Consider the following 17,085-nt stretch of genomic DNA (forward strand, 5'->3'; position numbering starts at 1 on the left):
ACAGGGGCCGGTAATCAGTCAGATTGCCGGCCCTTCTGTACGAGGCGGTCAGCCCTCATCCAGGAGTAACTGCGTAACGCAGATGGACGAGCCCATGCGCCAGCGCCTCGCAGCTCTTCAGGGACAATTGCATCTTGCTCGCCAGGCCGCTCTCGCCAAACTCGACGAAGGCCTGGTTTGCTGCGCGTCCATCGATCGCGGGCGCCACGAGAAGGCTCAGTTCATCGACGAGCCCGGCCGCAAGGAAGGAACCGTTGATGCCGGCACCGCCCTCGAGCAGCAACCGGCGGATGCCGAGTTCGCTGCCGAGCACCTCGAGCATCGCCGCGAGATTGATGTCCGCCGCTTCCGACATGATATAGGATACGCCGTCGGCGGCGAGCTCGGCCAGGTGGCTGTCGGCGACATCATGCCCAAGCAGCACCACGACATGGTCGCCGCCGATGTCGGGTTTGGAAAAATGAAGCTTGCCCGAGGCATCAAGCGCCACGGCATAGCTGCCCGCATTCCTTTGCGCGAAATGATAGGGCCGGTCGACCTTGCCGGCATTGGCCGGCGGATGCGCGCCGGCCTTGCTCATCTCGGCCATGGTGACGCGGCCGACGATCCAGGCGTCAGCCGCGAGATCATTGTGGATATGCTCGTAGAGGCTCGACCAATCCGCCTGGGTCCCGTCCGGACTTGTCGTGTAGCGGCTTGGATGAAGGCTGCCGTCGAGTGATGCGAGCATATGGCAGATGACTTGCAGCTTCATACGGGTTCTCCAAATCACAAAAGCTTCGCGGGTCAATCCAAGGTAGTGCCGGGTCGAGGGAATGGAAGCCAGACGCCTCAGTGAGATGCCAGCCCACGATCCAAAAATCCGACAATTCCGATAATTTTGCCGGACGGCGCTGTTATATCGAGGTTGCACAAATGGTTGGCGCTGGGTTAGCATCCCTGCGCAGGCGTCGGTGGGAGGCTCTTTTTACAGCGGCGGCCAGCTGGAGCGGCATGCGTTTTCGGGCGCAGGGAGGATGCTCCACACTTTGAACCGACGCATGATCCTTCCTGAAACCGATCCGGTTTTCGGGTCGTGCGTTCTTGTGGAGGAGGATCCCATGAACAGACGTGAATTCCTGCTGTCGTCCGCGGCTTTCGGCGCCATGATGGTTGCCGCGCCCTCGGTGTTTGCGCAGGACAAGCTCACCATCCTTGGCTCGGTGCCCAGTCTCGGCTTTCCGTTCTTCGTGCACATGCTGAACGAGATCAAGGCGGAAGCCGCCACGCAAGGCGTCAATCTGACCGAAAGCGACGGCCAGAACTCGGCCACCAAGCAGACCGCCGACATCGAGGCCGCCCTGGTGCAGAAGGTCAACGCCATCGTCATCTCGCCGCTCGACGTCAATGCGCTGGCGCCGGCCATCGAGGAAGCGGTCAAGGCCGGCGTTCCCGTAGTGACGATCGACCGCCGCGTCGACGGCGTCGAGGGCATCCTCGCGCATGTCGGCGCCGACAATGTGAAGGGCGGCGAGGCGGAAGCCAACGCCGTGGTGGCGGCGTTCCCGAACGGCGCCAAGCTGTTCCATCTGCAGGGCCAGCCCGGTGCCGGCCCGGCGATCGACCGCAACAAGGGCGTGCACAATGTGCTCGATCCCTTGAAGGACAAGTATCAGATCGTCTTCGAGCAGACCGCCAACTTCGCCCGCGCCGAGGCGCTGTCGGTGACCGAGGCCGGCCTTGCCGCCAATGGCAAGCCCGACGCCATCGTCTGCGCCAATGACGACATGGCGCTGGGCGCCATGGAGGCCTGCGCCGCTCGCAACTTCACCGACGTCAAGATCTACGGCTTCGATGCACTGCCGGAAGCGCTGGTCGCGGTGCGCGACGGCAAGCTTGCGGGCACCGTCGAGCAGTTTCCCGGCGAGCAGTCGCGCACCGCGGTGCGCATCGCGGTGGCCTTTGCCAAGGACAAGACCGAGCCGAAGGAGAAGCTGGTGCTTTTGACGCCGATCGTCATCGGCAAGGACAATCTCGACAAGGCGGAGAGGATTGGCGAGACGAAGTAGGGCGATTTGGCAAGGCTGGCGGGACAGCGCCCCCTCTGTCCTGCCGGACAGAGGGGGGTGTTCAAGCGCTGATGGAGCCGTGATGAACTGCAATCCGGGAGCAACCATTGTCGCCAGCTGAAGCCGCATCGCCCGAGCCCATCCTGCTTGCCGTCGAGGGCATCACCAAGCATTTCGCCGGCGTCACCGCGCTGAGCGATGTCTCGCTCGACATCCGCCCCGGCGAAATCCTCGGCCTGCTGGGCGAAAACGGCGCCGGCAAGTCGACGCTCTTGAAAATCCTCTCGGGCGTCATGCCGCCGTCGGGCGGCCGCATCACTTTCGACGGTGCCGATTATCATCCATCCAGCCCGCAGGATGCCAAGCGGCTCGGCATCGTCACCATCTACCAGGAACTGAGCCTGATCCCGACGCTGACTGTGGCGGAGAATATCTTTATCGGCCGCGCGCCGCTCGGTCCGCTCGGGCTGGTGAGTTGGAGGCGCATGGAGCAAGAGTCGCGCTCGATCATCGCCCGCGTCGGCCTCTCCATCGATCCGATGACGCCGGTGTCGGCGCTGTCGGTGGCCGAACAGCAGCTGGTCGAGATCGCCCGCGCCCTGTCGCTGAAAAGCCGGCTGATCATCATGGACGAGCCGACCTCGGCGCTGACCGAGACCGAGGTGCAGCGGCTGCTGTCGATCATGGGTCGGCTGCGCAAGGACAAGGTCGCCATCATGTTCGTCACCCACCGGCTGGAGGAAGCGTCCGCCATATGCGATCGCATGACGGTGCTGCGCGACGGGCGGCTGGCCGGGCATCTTAACCGCGAGGGCGGACCGATCGCGCTGCCCAAAATCATCGAGAAGATGGTCGGCCGCGCGGCGTCCGAGCTCTACGCCCGGCCGGCGCAGCGCGCGGTGGCCGGCGATATCGTGCTGTCGGTGCGCGGCCTGCGCACCGTTCGCGACCCCGAGGCGCCCCACGCCATCGTGCTCGACGGCGTCGACATCGACCTCAAGGCCGGTGAAATCCTCGGCGTCGCCGGGCTTGTGGGGTCCGGCCGCACGGAACTGGCGCGCGCCATCTTCGGCGCCGACCGCATCGCGGCCGGCACCATCACGCTCGACGGGAAGCCGATCGCCCCGGCATCACCCGCGGACGCCATTGCGCTCGGCATCGGCCTGCTACCGGAGGACCGCAAGCACCAGGCGATCTTTGCCGCGCTGGGCATCCTGCCGAATTTCTCCATCGCTTCGCTGGGCAGCTTCAGCAACGGTTTCGGCTTCATGGCCGAGCGGCGCGAGCGCGATGCGCTGTCCGGGTTTCGCAAGATGCTGTCGATCCGCATGGCTTCGGCCGAGCAGGCGATCGAAGGCCTGTCGGGCGGCAACCAGCAGAAGGTGATCCTGGCGCGCTGGCTGGCGCGCGATCCGAAAGTGCTGATCGTCGACGAGCCGACTCGCGGCGTCGATGTCGGCGCCAAGACAGAGGTGCACCAGATCCTGGTGCAGCTTGCGGCGCGCGGCATTGCGGTGATGATGATTTCGTCCGAGCTGCCCGAGGTGCTTGCGGTGTCGGACCGCATCGTCACCATGCGCCGGGGACGCATCACCGGCCAGATGCCGGGCGTCGAGGCAAACGAGGAAAGACTGATGGAACTGATGGCACTCGACCGCAAGGAGATACTATGAGCGTGGCGGGGGAACAGGATCAGCGCGGCGGTGTCAACTTCGCGCGGCTTTTGATGAGCTTCGGGCCGCTGCTGTTCTTGGTGGCGCTGATCATCGTCTTCACGGTGCTGAAGCCGAGCTTCATGGACCCGATCAATTTGTTCAACATCACAAGGCAGATCTCGATCACCGGGCTGATTGCGCTCGGCATGACCTTCGTCATCCTCACCGCCGGCATCGACCTGTCGGTCGGTTCGCTGCTCGCCTTCTGCGGTATGGTCGCCGCCGTGGTCGCCAAGGGCGGCTCCGCCAACACGCTGTCGCTGTCGACGAGCGGCACGCAAGGGTTCGGCTGGTTCGCAGCACTCTTGGCCGCCGTCGTTGTGGGCGCTGCTGCCGGCGGGGTGCAAGGGCTTGTCATCACCCGGCTAAAAGTGCCGCCCTTCGTCGTCACGCTGGGCGGGCTGACGGTGTTTCGCGGGCTGACGCTGACCATCTCAAACGGCGGCCCGATCTCGGGCTTCGACGCCTCGATGCGCTGGTTCGGAACCGGGCTGATCGGCCCCGTGCCGGTGCCGGCGCTGATCTTCGCCGCGGCCGCCATCCTGTGCCACATCGTGCTGCGCTACACGCGCTACGGCCGAGCCGTCTATGCCGTCGGCGGCAATGCCGAGGCGGCAAGGCTGTCGGGCCTGCGCGTCGACCGCATCCTGATCTCGGTCTATGTCATCGTCGGCTTTTTTGCCGGGCTTGCCGCCTTCGTGCTGTCGGCGCGGCTGAACTCCTCCGAAGCAGTCGCCGGTATTGGCTACGAGCTGACGGTCATCTCGGCCGTCGTCATCGGCGGCACCTCGCTGTTCGGCGGCATCGGCTCTGTCGGCGGCACGGTGGTGGGCGCCGCGCTCATCGGCGTGCTGCAAAACGGGCTGCAGTTCAACAACGTCTCGTCCTACACGCAAAGCATCGTCATCGGGCTCATCCTGATCCTGGCGGTGGCGTTCGACCGGTGGCTGAAATCGCGGGTGAGAAGGTGAGGAGCAAAGGGGGAGGAGCGGTTGGCGCCCAGGCACCCCCCTCTGTCCTGCCGGACATCTCCCCCGCAAGGGGGGAGATTGGCAGCTTCGTCCTCGCCGCTTTCTCTTCAACGTTGAAAATTGGCGAAAGCAGTCATGACGTCCAATCTCCCCCCTTGCGGGGGAGATGTCCGGTAGGACAGAGGGGGGTGCCTCGCACCTGCGCTTGCTAGGGACCCCCATTCTTGCAAAACAAGCATGCTTTGCTAGAAAGACCTGGGGCGGGTGGCATCGTGAGAGAACCTCATGTTTGCCGATATCATCAGACCGATCACCTTGAGTTTTTCGCTGCTGCGGCGGTTCTGGCCGCAACTCGTGGCACTCGTGCTGGCCGGCGTGCTGGTCGGCGATCTCCTCATGCAGCTCGCGGCGAAGGTGGCGCTGGCCAATCACTTCGCCGGGCTGGCGATGCTGACGCTGGTGGCGCTGGCGCAGCTGGTGGTGACGGTGGCGATGTTCCATGTGTTGCGCCCCGGCCTGCCGCATGTGCTGGCCGCGCAGCGCAGCGCGGACAAGGCCGCAACCACCGAGGCGCAAGCCGTCAAGGAGCCGGGTGCTGTGGACCGGCGCGGCTCGCGGCTGGTGCGGATGATCACCATCGCGCTGCTGCCGTTCTTCGCCTATTACGCGGCCTGGGGATTTCTGGGCGACATCGTTCGCCAATATTCGCGCGCCACGCTCGACCAGGCCGATTTCGGCCAGAGCGCCAATGTGCTCGACGTGCTCGATTCGCGCTGGCTGCTGGTCTCGGTGGCGGTGTCCTGGCTGATCCACCGGCTGGCCAAATTCATGCAGACGAAAACGAAAGCCGCCTCGTTCTGGCAGATCGTCGTGGTGATCTGCGAGACCAACTGGATCTTCGTTGGCCTCTATGTGATCAGCCGCTGGAAGGACTCGGCGCTGCAATGGCTGATGAGCCGCAATTTCTGGTCGGCCCTGCAGGCCTCAGTGGACGGGCTGGCGAACCCGGTGCCGATGGCCTCGGCCGCCCCCATGGTGCCGGTCGAGTCGATCGCGCCATCGACGGTTGCCGTCAACCTGTTCTTCTTCATGTTGCTGCCGCTGATCTGGCTGGTGATGGCGGCGCTGATCTATGGCTATGACGTGCGCGACGATGCCGCCCTGATGCGCGTGCACGGCCGGCTGGAGCGCGCCGGCCGGCGCTATGTCGGCCTGCCGAAATTCCTGCGTGATTTCGTCGAGCATTTCATCGCCGGTTACCGCTCGCGCTATCTGCCGATCGCCAACGGGGTTCGGCTGACAGTCAGCTCCAGTCTGGTGCTTTTGTGCACGCTGGTCGTCGGCTACCGCTTGCTCGACTGGGGCGCTGCCTGGCTATGGCTGGGCACGACGCGGCTGATCGGTCCGCACGAGCTCGACGTCTGGCAGATTTTTTCGCATGGCGTGACGCTGCTGTTCGGCAGCCCGTTCCAGGATTCCTCCACCGGCATCCTGATCGAGCCGCTGCGCATATGCTTTCTCGCCGCCGTGCTGGAGACAGCGTTTTCGATGGCGAAGCGGGCGGGGAAGTGAATTCTCTCCGTTTACGGGGAGAAGGACGCTCACTTCGGCGGCCTCTGAAAGCGCAGGAACCACGGCCGCTCGCTGCCCAATCCGACAGCCGGGCGGATGGTCTTGATGGCGTCCTCGGGCACGATGAAGGTTTCGCCCACGGTGATGATTTCGCCCTTCTTGGCGCCGGAGAAGATCGCCGAGGTGCAGTTCATCACGCCGTCCGGCAGGCCGACGCCGGAGATGAAGTCGGACAGCCAGCGGCGCCCGGCGGCGTCGGTCAGTATCACCTTGCAGCCCAGCCACTGTTTTTGCAGATCGGGGTCGCCAACCGTTACCGCAAAGGTGGCGATGACGGCGAAGGCGTGGTCGGGCAAGCGGCCGGCCTTGCCGCCGCGCAGATCGGCCAGCCGCCACTCGCTGCCGCCGAATGGCACGGACTGGCCGAACTCGACATCCCTGGCGATGAGGTCGTCGCCGTGCAGCCATTCACGGACGCTGTCATAGCTGGTCTCGGCCAGCGTCAGCGGCAGCAGGATAGCGAGCGCGGCAAGACCGCGCCGGCGCCATTTTTTCTCGGTCTCTCGGCCTTCGTCGGCGGCTGGTTCGAGATCGGTCGAAACTGCGGTCATGCCTTTGCCTTGGTCTTGCTCAGTGTTGAGAGTTTCGAGCGCAAACTGCGCTGCGGAATTGCTTTGGGTTCAAGCTGGGTTACTCTGAAACGATTGAGCTCCCTGCATCGGAGAACAAAATTTGCAGAGTCCCGAACCGTTTCAGATTTCCGCGACGGATTTCTGGCTCCTGAGCCACCGGACTGACTCTGCTCTGCCCGGGTACCTGGTGCTTGGTTCCAAGCTGCCGACCAACAACCTCTTGGAACTGCCGCAAGCGGCTCTGGCCGAATTGGGCCCATTGCTTGCGGAAGCTCAGAAGGCATTGACGTCGCGGCTGCGGCCTAACCGGCTCTACATCAGTCGCTACGGCCATTCTCCGGGTCATTCGTTCCATTTTCACCTGATACCTGTCTATGACTGGGTCGAACGGCTCTTCTGGTCCGACCATCGATATCGATCCCTTGAACAGTTCACTGATGCGTCAAGCGAACCGGGCACCGATGGCGCGGAACTCACGCTGTTTATTTGGAGGGAATTTTGTGAGCGGGCCGATCCACCCCCTGTCGAAGGTCCTTCTGTTGCGGAAGTGATTGCATTGCTGCGCCAGGTCATGGGCAGTTAGGCTTGCGCCCCTTCCTACAGTCGCGCATCAAGATCGTATTGCGGCAAGACATCCGCTGGCTGGCCATCGGCGCCGGTCGGCACCGCGTCGAGGCTGATGCGGGCCTGGGCGTCGAGCGGGCCGAACCGGCGCGCGGCGACCAGCAGGCTGGCGCCGGGGATCTGGTCGGGCGGCATCTCGAAGATGAACAGGCCGCGTCTTTCCAACCCCGGATCAATGGAATGCGGCGGCATGTCCTGGCGGTAGCCCAGCCGTTCGCTCTGGTGGTAGCGCAGGCCGGTCGGGCCTTGCCAGGTGCCGTCGGCGACCGTGGTGGAGGTGCTGGTGGCGGTGAGACTGGTCGTCACCACCGCCCACAGGCCGCTGGTCGTCAAAAGCTTCTCCTGGCCGAACTGGTCGCTCTTCAGCGTGCGGGCAAAGACCACTCTGTCGAGGCGGACAGCGAAGCTGCGCGCCCGCACCGTGTCGTGGACGGCGCCGTCGACCGGGATCGGTGCGGTGAGCTCGGCATAATGCGGCTTCGACACCTGCATGCCGTAGCTCAGCGCCACGGTGGTGGCGAGGATCAGGAGATTGCCGATGGCCCGGATATTCATGAGCCGCCTTTCCGTGAGTCTGCCACGGGCAGGTCGACGACGGGCAAGGTGACGGTGCCGAGCCGAGTGGGATTGAACCAGCCGGGCGTCCCGTAAAGGTTGTCGCGCGGCTTGAAGATCTCGGCGATGATGCCGAAGCTGAGATTTGCCGGCACGATGGCGTCGCCGGCAAGCGGCCAGACATAGGCCATGCGTTCGGTCATGCCGGGATGCAGTTCCGGCGTCAGAGTCGAATCACGGGTCAGCGCGATCATCGGCAGGCCGTCGAGCAGAGCGAGTCCGTCCGGCGTGAAGACATTGAAATAGGCCTTGTCGGATTGCGCCGTGCGATTGGTCAGGTCGACCTCCAGCACCAGCGCCTTCTGGCCTGGTTTCAGCGGCACGCCATAGACCTTGGCGCGGCTGACATATGCACGCACCGGCTTGAGATGCCAACGCCCGGCATCGATGCCGGCATCGGGCGGCAATTGCGGCGGGGCGTGGGGGGGCAGGGCGCCGAACGCGCCCATCAGGCCGGCGACGAACAGGGCGGCGATGGTTCCCGCGCCGGCCGTTATCCAGGTTTGAAATTTTAAGCGGGCAGTCTTGAACATTCCAAACTATGCACGTCGACGATCAGCCACCCCTGCGCAGTCTAGAAAGAAAAAATTGCTGATGGAACCCGCAAATGGCTGGTCCAGCCTCACGCTGCTTCGCGCGCCCATAGAAGATGGCCATGGCGACGAAAATACCGCGCCACCAGCCGCTGTTGCTTGGCCCTGATCAGGTCGGGCAGGCGCCGCTCCTGGCGCCAGCGCGGTATGTTGCGCCAGCAGGCTATGAAGCGGACGGCGTCCTCGATGGCATCCTCCGCCGAGAGGGCCGGGCCAATCGCGGCCAGGAACAGCGCCTCCGACGGTTTCAACGCGTCGATCACCGCCTTGCGCCTGACGTGATCCTGACGGGCGTGGGCGATGCCGTTGCGGCGGATGGCTTCGAAGGCTTCAAGCAGGGCCAGGCTGTCGCCGGCGTAACCGCAGGAACGGGCAAAATCGGCGGCAAGGGCGTCCATTATCGCTCCCGGGTTTGATGCAATGGGCGGGTTCGTGCTCCGACTCACATTTGCATATCCAGCGTGAAAGCATAACTCAAATTACCTTAGAAGAAAAACTTCTGGGAAAGTTTGAAAACTGCGACTCGACTCCGGGCGCAAAACACAGGAATATGCGAACAAATCAGGAACAAAGACGAGGCAGGGGCGATGGCATTGCCGGGCAGGGAACCAACAATGGCGCATGTCGCCTCGATCTCGGTCGAGTGCGCGGATTGCGGCCGCAACCGTTGGTGGCGGCCCGATCAGTTGAAGCGGTTCGGCGTGACGAGGAACACGCCGCTTGCCGCTCTGTCGGGCCGCATCGTCTGCTCGGCCTGCCGTGCCGACGGACTGCCGGGGGCGACCGTTACGATCCAGGCGGCCTTCATCGACGAGCGCCAGCGCGTGCGTAGCGAAGCGCAGATGCTGAGCGATCGCGAGGTGCCGCTGGAGGGAGCGCGGCGGGCTTGAGTCTTGTCGAAAGGGTGAACGGCCGGTTCGCGTAAGCGAATTGATCGTGCCAGTGGCACGATCAAAGGCCAGCGAACGCCGGGGCGCTGCGAAGCAGCGGGGACCCGGCAGGTGGATCCTGCGCTACCCGGCCCTTCGCAAGCTCAGGGCGTTCAAGGCTCGAAAAGCCAAGCAATTGGCTTTTCGTCCGCTGTGCGGACCGCCTTTCACCCCCGCAAGGGGAGAAGGCAAGAAGCGCTCCTCAATACCCCAGCAATTCCTTCAGCGAAATCACGCGCCAGACATGTTTGATGGCGTAGCGGTTGAAGGTCAGCGTCTTCGGCGGATTGTATTGCTCGACCACCAACTCGCCCGCCGTGCGTTTGACCAGCTTCTTGATGAAGGCCTTGCCGTTGCGCTCGTTTTCTTCGGGGAAGGTCTCGATCACCACGTGGTCGCCGGGCACCGCGTCGCGGCCGCCGCAATAGATCAGGTCGCCGGGCTCGTAACGCGGCACCATGGAATCCGAGAGCACGTGCAGGGCGAACACCTTCGGCAGGTTGCGCACGCCCGGCGGGCGCTGGACGTAGCCTGCCGGCTCGCCGTTGAAGGTGAAATCGCCATCGTCGCCGCCGACGGCCGCGCCTAGCACCTCGATATCCATCGAACCGGCGGGCAGCGGACCGGCATCGGTGACGATCTCCGCGTCGGCGACCGGTCCGGCATCGTCGAGAAACACGACCTGCCCTTGGCCCAGCGCCACCGGGTCGACGCGCAGGAAGGCGGCGGTCTTCAGGAGGTTCTCGGTCTTGGGCAGATTGCGGCCGGTTTCCCAGTTGCCGACGGCGGCGACATCGGTGTCGTTGTGCTCCGCAATGTGGCGCATGACCAGGCCGCGCTGCTTGCGCGCCTTGCGGATCGCCGCCCCGACCTTGATCGACAGTTCCGTTTTTGCCATGGCGCCCATGTGAGCGATGAAAGCGGCTCTCGTCTATGAAAGAATGGCTTGCATGTATTTTCGAGTTATGCTTATATCCGGTCATGCAAAACCTGTCCAGCTTTGATGGCGCCGAGTCGCCGGCCTCACGCGAGGCGCATCCGGCGGTCATAACCGCCGCCCATTCCCTTCCGCCCCGGCCGTCCTCCTCCCCGGCCGGGGTGAAGCCCGAGGCTCAGTGCTTGACTGCACCAGCCTCGGGTCCGGTCCGCCTGTTTCCGGCGACCGGAACGGCCGGAGCCGCCGCTCCCAGCGGCTCCGGTCCCCAATTCGGCCGGCATGGCGCCGGCGCTGTTTTTTCGGCTGGCCGATCCTGCATCCGCACCGAGGACGGCACCGTCATCCTGTTGGACAGGCTAACGGGCAGGGCGGTTTCCGCCCTGGACAGAAACACGGCCGAGGCGCGGCTTTTGCACCTTGCCGGCGGGAAATCGGCCCAATCCGGCTGAGGCTGGCCGGCTGACAGCCGGCTCTTGAAAAACAACCTGACTGCGGCCCGGCCACCGGGTCGAACCTTGACGCTGCCCGACGGCGCGCGGCCGAACTTTGGATGGAGCTGGTATATGGCAAGCTATAGCGACGCGGAATTGCACGAGATCGGCCGCTGGCTGAAGGACGGGCTTTCAGCCTCCAGGATTGCAGTCGCGTTCACCGCGCTGCGTGGCAGTCCGGTGTCGCGCGACGCCATCATCGGCATCGTGCATCGTAACGCCATGCTGGGCGCGATCGGCTTTGCCAATGGCAAGGGGCCGCCGCCGCGAGCCAGACAGGCCGGGGGCAAGCGCGCTGGAAGCAAGCGGGCCGATGGCATGTCGGCGAATGCGACGCCTGCCGTCGGCAAGATGCATGGCGTGCTTGCCGCCAAGGATATCCATGCGCGTGAAGTGGCCCGGCCCAGGCGCGCCCATTCGTTCGTGCGCGAGGCGGGCGTGCTGATCGCCGACGGCGTAGCCTATCGCCTGGAGGTGCCGGCGCCGCCGCGCGCGGCCATCGGCCGGCAGCCGCATGGCGTGGCGATGCGCTTCATCGATTGCCTGTTTTCACGCTGCCGCGCGCCGCTGGATCTGACGGTGGAGGAGGATTCTGAAAACGATGCGCCCGGCAGCCGGCCGGGCGCCGACATGCTGTGCTGCGGCATGCGCACCACGCCGCTGAAAAGCTATTGCACCTACCATCAGGCGCGCTTCCAGCGCCGCGTATTTGTGGCGGGATGAGCACGCTCTCCCATTGCTGCGCCAGCCTCATCCGGCCGCTTCGCGGCCACCTTCTCCCCGTGGGGGAGAAGAGAGGGCACCCGACGGTGCAAGTCTCCTCTCCCCTCGGGGGTCCGAAGGACGGACGAGACACGTGGCTCGCCCCAAAATGGTCAGCCGAGCGAAGCGGAGGCTGGGTGAGGGGGCTGCCTCGCCGCACAAAGGTGGAGGATCTGAGATGAATCAAGCCCGGAGCAAAATCGCCAGAACCTTACTTCGGCATTTGCCGGCCCTGCTTGGGCGTGCGGCTCTGCATGCTCCTTGCGTCCATCGCCATCGCCGGGTTGCCTTCGGCGATCAATATGCCGGTCACCCGGGCAAAGCCGGTAAACACCTTCATGGCGTCGGCTTCGGAAATCTGCGCGGCGATCGCCGCGCTGCAGGCGTTAAGCGCGCTGCGGTAGACATGGCCGCGTCGCTCCAGCGGCCAGCGCTGCAGAAAATCGGCGGCTTCGCTGACGCTGTCGATCTCTTCGACCTCATCCTCCACCCGCACTTTGAGCGGCACTCCGGTTTTCATCGTACCCACCGCGTTCACCTTCGCTTTGCGCGCGGCTCTGTCTACCGCATCCTTAAACGCGCCCCGCTGGCGGGCGGTTGCATCAATTTTTCGGCTGGCTGGCGATCCTCATGGACTAGCCACCGCGTCCAGCCAGTCATGGGCGCGGCTTTTGGGCCTGGCCACCAGTATGTTCTGTTGCTTGGCCGCCCTGGTGAAGGCGTCGAATGCGATGCGCTGGCAGCAGGTGCCGTCGACGGCGAGCGTAACCAGCCGCGTCGCCTCGAGATAACCAGGTGCTGTCTTGTCGGGCCATTGGTGGCGCAGTGCCTCGGCTGCGCCGGCCACCGAACTGACCAGCATGGTTTTGTTGTCGCAAAAGCGCACGGTAACCGGCATGAAGGCTGTCATCGGCGAACCTCCCCTTGGCGTGGACGCGACATAACGTCGAAAGCTCGCGCCGGTTCCATCAGCCTGGATGCCGGGCGGCAAGGATGGTGGCGCAGCGGCGAAGAGGCGACGACCTCCGGTTCAACGAAGGCCAACCGAACGGCGGCCCTCTCCGCCCTGCCGACCATGTGGGGAGATGCCCAACAGCGCGAAGGATCGCCGCCTTGCCGTCCTCCATCATCCCAAGCCAACCAGGAGCCTTCCATGAGCAAAAAGACCAAATCCGCAAAACCGCAGGCGCCGAAATTGCCGAAGGGTGAGGCCGAGCAGGTGCGCATACGCCGCCAGATCGGCCATGATTTCGCGCTCAGGGATGACGCCTTCGGCCGCAAGCGGCTGGCGGCGGGAACGCTGGAGGCTGCTCGTGTCTACGAGGTGTCGAATGACGGCCACGCCGCCGCCGGCGGCATCGTGCGGGTGCGCGCCATCGATGCGCTTATCGGCATCACCTCGCTGTCGCGCCAGCAGCGCGAGGCAGGCCTGCGCTACCGCGAGGATTTCCGCTGCAGCCAGCAGGCTGATGTCAAGCCGATGCGCTGGACCGAGCGCGTCGACGGCGGCCGCGAGGGCGGCGGCATCGCCGACAGCGTTCTCGACGCCGGCAGGGCCTATGCCGCCGCCACAAGAGCGCTAGGCCATTGGGAGGTGGCCGCCGTGGTGCGACAAGTCTGCTGCGCTGACGGTTCCCTCAAGCGCCTGTCCGAGCAGACCGGCGAGGGCCGGAATGTGGTGACAAAGCTGCTGAAGGTGGGGCTGGATCTGCTGGCGGTGCATTACGGGATGATGATGAGGAGGTGAGGTGGTGAGGTGGTGAGATGGTGAGATGGTGCAACGGATGGCTCGCACGATGCGTAAAACATCGCTAGCCTAGGCGTTTGCATTCCCAGGAATAGAATCGTGAAAGCCGTTTTCGATGTGAAGCCGGGTTCTGGCTACGACGATGACATCACCCGCCGCTATCAATTCCCCGCTCGCAGCAATTATCTGGACGCTGCCCGGAACGCCATTGGCGACTGGGTGCTGTTTCGCGAACCGCAGCGCAATGGCGGCCGTCGTGCGTATATCGCCTATGCGCGTGTAACAGATGTCTTGCCGGATCCTGACCGATCCGACCGTTACTATGCCCATGTGACGGACTATCTCGAATTTCCTACACCGGTGCCTTTCGTTAAGGATGGCCGCTACGCGGAGGCGCTGTTGCGCGAGGTTCTCGACCCCAGCCACGTCGGCCAAGCCGTGCAGGGCAAGTCGATGCGCCCGATCCTGAGTGAGGATTTCGACAACATCGTGCTGGCTGGTTTGAATGAGACACTTGACCCTGCCAACGCCAGAAGGCTCAGCCCCGACATGCTGCCGCTGGATGTTCCATGGCCGATCCAGCCTGGTTTTGCCGGACAGCCCGGTTTTGCCGAGACGGTCGATCGTCGGGTCGAACAGATCTTGCTGAACCGCAAAATCCGCGACGCCACCTTCCGGTTGGAAGTCTGCCGTGCTTATGAGGATAAATGCGCAGTCACCGGCTTGCGCATTATCAATGGTGGCGGCAGGGCCGAGGTTCAGGCCGCTCATATCAAACCTGTCGCGGTCGGCGGGCCGGATGTTGTCCGGAACGGCATCGCGCTATCGGCCACCGTGCATTGGCTGTTCGATCGGCATCTGATTTCGATAGACGAAAACCATCGACTGCTGGTCGCGCACAACCGGGTGCCGAGCGAATTGAGAAATCTCTTCCGTCCGGAATCCCAGGGTTTGCATTGGCCCAAGGATGCGCGGTTGATGCCACATCCGGCGTTTCTGGCTCATCATCGCGAGCTGTTCGCGGGGGCGCATTGATTTGCCGCGCCGCGCCGCCCCTCATCCGCCTGCCGGCACCTTCTCCTCGTATAGACGGGGAGAAGGGAACCTCTAAAACAAGACCCTCTCCAATGGCCCCGCCAGTGTCTCGGCAAAGCCCGTCGCCAGATGGTGCCTGTCACGAAACGCCAGCTTGCCTGATATGACGACGTGGCAGGTGGTCGGGCCGCAGAATTGGTTGGTGAGGTCGATGTAGCGGGTGTCGGGTACGCTGGTCACCACGGCGCGCTCGGCGGCGGCGGTGCTGTCGTTGGCGGCGTCCGCCCTTGGCGTATCGCAGTGCGGCGAGGGGGCTTCGCGCCACCACAGGGTGCGCGCCACGCAGGAGCCGGCGAAGCTGGCGTTAATCGGCGTGTCGCGGATAACAGCCGTCTCGACACCGGCCCGGCTGAAGGCCTGCAAGGTCGAGCGCAGGCCGGCCTGCCAGCGCGCTACTTCGGCGGTGCGTTCGGCGGCGGGCAGGTCGCGGGTCAGATTGCCGATGGAAAATTCGGAGATCACCACCAGGCGCGGCTTGCGGCGGATGATCTCTGATATGGCCTGCTCGCGCCAGGCGTCGCATTCGGTGTAGTCGCGCTTCAGCACCGTGTTGAAGGTGGAGAGCCGCGAGGCGCGGCACGATGATTTAAGATAGGTGATGACCTTTGTGTCGTTGCGCTTGGCCGCCTCGATCAGCGGCGTCGACCACTGGTCGGCGTGCGAATCGCCGAACAGCACGATGGTGCGGGTGGCATCGGCCGGGCCGAACATGCAGGGTTTCGGCGTCACCGTTTGGAAGTCGGCCAGGCAGTTCTTGTCGACGGCCCGCGCGATGGAAGGTCTTTCGACCGCCTGCTCGATGCCGCGCTGCTCGGGGCCGATATTGCGCGTGGCCAGATGCGCGTTGGCATAGGCGACCGCCACGCCGGTGCCGGTCAGCATCAGAGCGGGAACCAGCACAAGGCCGGGAAAAGCGCGAAGCGGTTTTGCGTCTGGAATGACCCTGGGAAAGGCGCGGGCGCCCACCGCCATCCAGGCGCCGCGCCGCGCCGGGTCTTCGATCAAATGATAGGTGAGCACCGACAGCGCGAGCGCCAGCACGCCACAGCCAAGGCGCTGCGGCACGGAAAGGTCCGGCGCCAGCATCCCGGCATAGACGATGACCGGCCAATGCCAGAGATAGAGCGAATAGGAGAGCGTGCCGATCCATTGCAAGGGAGGCAGGGACAAAGCGGTAGCCGGGCCAAGGGCTTGCCAGCCGGTCCGTCTATTGGTCTGCGGCCCGCCAACGCCGCTCAGCAGCACCAGAACGGTGCCCGCCACCGGCAGCAACGCGTACCAGCCGGGGAAGGGCAGGTCTTCGCTCAACAGGAGATAGGCGGTCGCGATCAGCGCCAGGCCGAGCCAGCCAAGTGCTGCCCGCAGCCAGATGCGGTGCTGCAGCAAAGCCATGGGGACCAGCGTCGCAAGGCCGCCGGCGGCGAACTCCCAGGCGCGCAGCGGCGAAAAATAGAAGGCCCAGGCCGGCGCCGCGCTGGTCAGCCACTGGCAGGCGGCGAAGGAGGCAAGGCCGGCAACGCCGATCACGGCTGCGGCCGTTCGCCGGCCCGGCCGCAGCCAGGCGGCCAGCAGAAGCAGCGCCGGCCAGGCCAGATAGAACTGCTCCTCCACCGACAACGACCAGAAGTGGATGAAGGGATTGCTGGTGGCGTCGGCGGCGAAATAGTCGAACGACCAGCGCAGCAGCCAGAGATTGATGGCATAGGCGGAGGCGAACATGGCGCCGCGCGAATAGAGCGCCTGCTCCTGCGGCGCCAGGATGAAGTAGCCGGCGGCCAGCGTAACCAGGATGACGAACAAAGCTGCCGGCAGAAGCCGCCGCGCGCGCCTGGCATAGAAGCGCCAAAGGTCGAGCCGGCCGGTCTCGCCGATCTCCTGCATGAGGTGGGTTGTTATCAGCCAGCCCGAGATGACGAAGAAGATGTCGACGCCGGCAAAGCCGCCGGGGAGCGCGGTGAGGCCGAAATGGTAGGCGACGACACCGCCGACAGCGAGCGCGCGCAATCCTTGTATGTCCGACCGGAACGATGCTGCCACGACGGCTCCTTCGTGCAAGGCCCAGCCCCTGCGCAACGTCGGCCGGGCAGGCCGATATCGCAATGCAACAATTTTATCGCAGTGCAACATAAAACAATTTTGTCGCAGTGCAACATAGCAGGAATGGAAATGGGCCGGAGCGCCGGCCGGGCTTGATCGTTGCGTGGCGGGCTTGGCCGCGCCCTGCGGCAGACGCAAAACAGCCCCGCGAAGGGTAATGCAGTTCACTTAGGCACCTTCAGTGTTCTGACAGGATATTTGGCTGGTAGCTTTTTGACGACACGGGGGCATGATCGCCCCCGTGTTTTTGGGAGGAT

At 64.4% G+C, this 17,085-nt stretch carries 19 protein-coding genes; 10 read left to right on the forward strand and 9 right to left on the reverse strand.

Annotated features, from left to right (window positions below; all coding sequences use genetic code 11):
• Positions 1 to 55 precede the first annotated feature (55 nt).
• Complete coding sequence (locus tag NKI66_RS29645; RefSeq protein ID WP_023813278.1) at positions 56 to 754, reverse strand: RibD family protein; 699 nt, start codon at positions 752 to 754, stop codon at positions 56 to 58.
• A gap of 346 nt (positions 755 to 1,100) precedes the next feature.
• Here NKI66_RS29645 and NKI66_RS29650 point away from each other — a divergent pair, with 346 nt between their 5' ends.
• The 4 genes from NKI66_RS29650 (at position 1,101) to NKI66_RS29665 (ending at position 6,306) form a co-directional block, all read left to right on the forward strand.
• Entirely contained in the window at positions 1,101 to 2,048 is a 948-nt protein-coding gene (locus tag NKI66_RS29650; RefSeq protein WP_013530574.1) for a substrate-binding domain-containing protein, read from the forward strand.
• 107 nt (positions 2,049 to 2,155) lie between these two features.
• A complete protein-coding gene (locus tag NKI66_RS29655; RefSeq protein WP_023813280.1) occupies positions 2,156 to 3,721 on the forward strand; it encodes a sugar ABC transporter ATP-binding protein in 1,566 nt (521 codons plus the stop codon).
• A complete protein-coding gene (locus NKI66_RS29660) occupies positions 3,718 to 4,734 on the forward strand; it encodes an ABC transporter permease (protein ID WP_128305541.1) in 1,017 nt (338 codons plus the stop codon). The genes NKI66_RS29655 and NKI66_RS29660 overlap by 4 nt, the downstream gene beginning before the upstream one ends.
• A 285-nt stretch (positions 4,735 to 5,019) precedes the next feature.
• The gene (locus tag NKI66_RS29665; RefSeq protein WP_023813282.1) at positions 5,020 to 6,306 is read left to right on the forward strand and encodes a hypothetical protein; all 1,287 of its coding nucleotides are present in this window, start codon (positions 5,020 to 5,022) and stop codon (positions 6,304 to 6,306) included.
• 29 nt (positions 6,307 to 6,335) lie between these two features.
• On the opposite strand, the gene NKI66_RS29670 is transcribed toward NKI66_RS29665, so the two are convergent.
• Complete coding sequence (locus NKI66_RS29670; protein ID WP_023813283.1) at positions 6,336 to 6,917, reverse strand: hypothetical protein; 582 nt, start codon at positions 6,915 to 6,917, stop codon at positions 6,336 to 6,338.
• Positions 6,918 to 7,038: 121 nt separating this feature from the next.
• On the opposite strand from NKI66_RS29670, the gene NKI66_RS29675 reads away from it, so the two are divergent.
• The gene (locus NKI66_RS29675; protein ID WP_128305542.1) at positions 7,039 to 7,521 is read left to right on the forward strand and encodes an HIT family protein; all 483 of its coding nucleotides are present in this window, start codon (positions 7,039 to 7,041) and stop codon (positions 7,519 to 7,521) included.
• A 14-nt stretch (positions 7,522 to 7,535) separates the two neighbouring features.
• Here the strand turns inward: NKI66_RS29675 and NKI66_RS29680 are convergent, their stop codons facing one another.
• From NKI66_RS29680 to NKI66_RS29690, 3 genes are all read right to left on the reverse strand, one after another.
• Positions 7,536 to 8,117, reverse strand: a complete 582-nt coding sequence (locus NKI66_RS29680; protein WP_023813285.1) for a hypothetical protein — start codon at positions 8,115 to 8,117, stop codon at positions 7,536 to 7,538.
• Positions 8,114 to 8,710, reverse strand: a complete 597-nt coding sequence (locus NKI66_RS29685) for a hypothetical protein (protein WP_128305544.1) — start codon at positions 8,708 to 8,710, stop codon at positions 8,114 to 8,116. Before NKI66_RS29685 ends, NKI66_RS29680 begins: the two co-directional genes overlap by 4 nt.
• Positions 8,711 to 8,799: 89 nt before the next feature.
• Positions 8,800 to 9,168, reverse strand: a complete 369-nt coding sequence (locus NKI66_RS29690) for a hypothetical protein (RefSeq protein WP_352753790.1) — start codon at positions 9,166 to 9,168, stop codon at positions 8,800 to 8,802.
• Positions 9,169 to 9,357: 189 nt separating this feature from the next.
• Here NKI66_RS29690 and NKI66_RS29695 point away from each other — a divergent pair, with 189 nt between their 5' ends.
• Complete coding sequence (locus NKI66_RS29695) at positions 9,358 to 9,660, forward strand: hypothetical protein (protein WP_031213614.1); 303 nt, start codon at positions 9,358 to 9,360, stop codon at positions 9,658 to 9,660.
• Positions 9,661 to 9,901: 241 nt separating this feature from the next.
• Here NKI66_RS29695 and NKI66_RS29700 read toward each other — a convergent pair whose 3' ends face one another.
• Positions 9,902 to 10,606 carry an XRE family transcriptional regulator gene (locus NKI66_RS29700; protein WP_023813289.1) on the reverse strand — a complete coding sequence of 235 codons (705 nt, stop codon included), beginning with the start codon at positions 10,604 to 10,606 and terminating at the stop codon, positions 9,902 to 9,904.
• Positions 10,607 to 10,818: 212 nt separating this feature from the next.
• Between NKI66_RS29700 and NKI66_RS29705 the strand changes: the two genes are divergently transcribed.
• Positions 10,819 to 11,085 carry a hypothetical protein gene (locus NKI66_RS29705; protein WP_245273285.1) on the forward strand — a complete coding sequence of 89 codons (267 nt, stop codon included), beginning with the start codon at positions 10,819 to 10,821 and terminating at the stop codon, positions 11,083 to 11,085.
• Positions 11,086 to 11,199: 114 nt separating this feature from the next.
• Entirely contained in the window at positions 11,200 to 11,850 is a 651-nt protein-coding gene (locus NKI66_RS29710; RefSeq protein ID WP_023813291.1) for a GcrA cell cycle regulator, read from the forward strand.
• Between the two features lie 250 nt (positions 11,851 to 12,100).
• On the opposite strand, the gene NKI66_RS29715 is transcribed toward NKI66_RS29710, so the two are convergent.
• Both NKI66_RS29715 and NKI66_RS29720 read right to left on the reverse strand, forming a co-directional pair.
• Complete coding sequence (locus NKI66_RS29715) at positions 12,101 to 12,409, reverse strand: DUF982 domain-containing protein (RefSeq protein WP_023813292.1); 309 nt, start codon at positions 12,407 to 12,409, stop codon at positions 12,101 to 12,103.
• 108 nt (positions 12,410 to 12,517) lie between these two features.
• Positions 12,518 to 12,799: a DUF982 domain-containing protein gene (locus NKI66_RS29720; RefSeq protein WP_023813293.1), complete on the reverse strand. Its 282-nt coding sequence runs from the start codon at positions 12,797 to 12,799 to the stop codon at positions 12,518 to 12,520.
• Positions 12,800 to 13,042: 243 nt separating this feature from the next.
• Here NKI66_RS29720 and NKI66_RS29725 point away from each other — a divergent pair, with 243 nt between their 5' ends.
• Together NKI66_RS29725 and NKI66_RS29730 are read left to right on the forward strand one after the other, a co-directional pair.
• The gene (locus tag NKI66_RS29725; RefSeq protein WP_023813294.1) at positions 13,043 to 13,636 is read left to right on the forward strand and encodes a DUF6456 domain-containing protein; all 594 of its coding nucleotides are present in this window, start codon (positions 13,043 to 13,045) and stop codon (positions 13,634 to 13,636) included.
• 99 nt (positions 13,637 to 13,735) lie between these two features.
• A complete protein-coding gene (locus NKI66_RS29730; protein ID WP_023813295.1) occupies positions 13,736 to 14,671 on the forward strand; it encodes an HNH endonuclease in 936 nt (311 codons plus the stop codon).
• A gap of 72 nt (positions 14,672 to 14,743) precedes the next feature.
• On the opposite strand, the gene NKI66_RS29735 is transcribed toward NKI66_RS29730, so the two are convergent.
• Positions 14,744 to 16,768: an acyltransferase family protein gene (locus NKI66_RS29735; protein WP_352721070.1), complete on the reverse strand. Its 2,025-nt coding sequence runs from the start codon at positions 16,766 to 16,768 to the stop codon at positions 14,744 to 14,746.
• Positions 16,769 to 17,085 lie beyond the last annotated feature (317 nt).

The sequence above is a fragment of the Mesorhizobium sp. M0518 genome, assembly GCF_040321125.1.
In the GTDB taxonomy this organism is placed as follows: domain Bacteria; phylum Pseudomonadota; class Alphaproteobacteria; order Rhizobiales; family Rhizobiaceae; genus Mesorhizobium.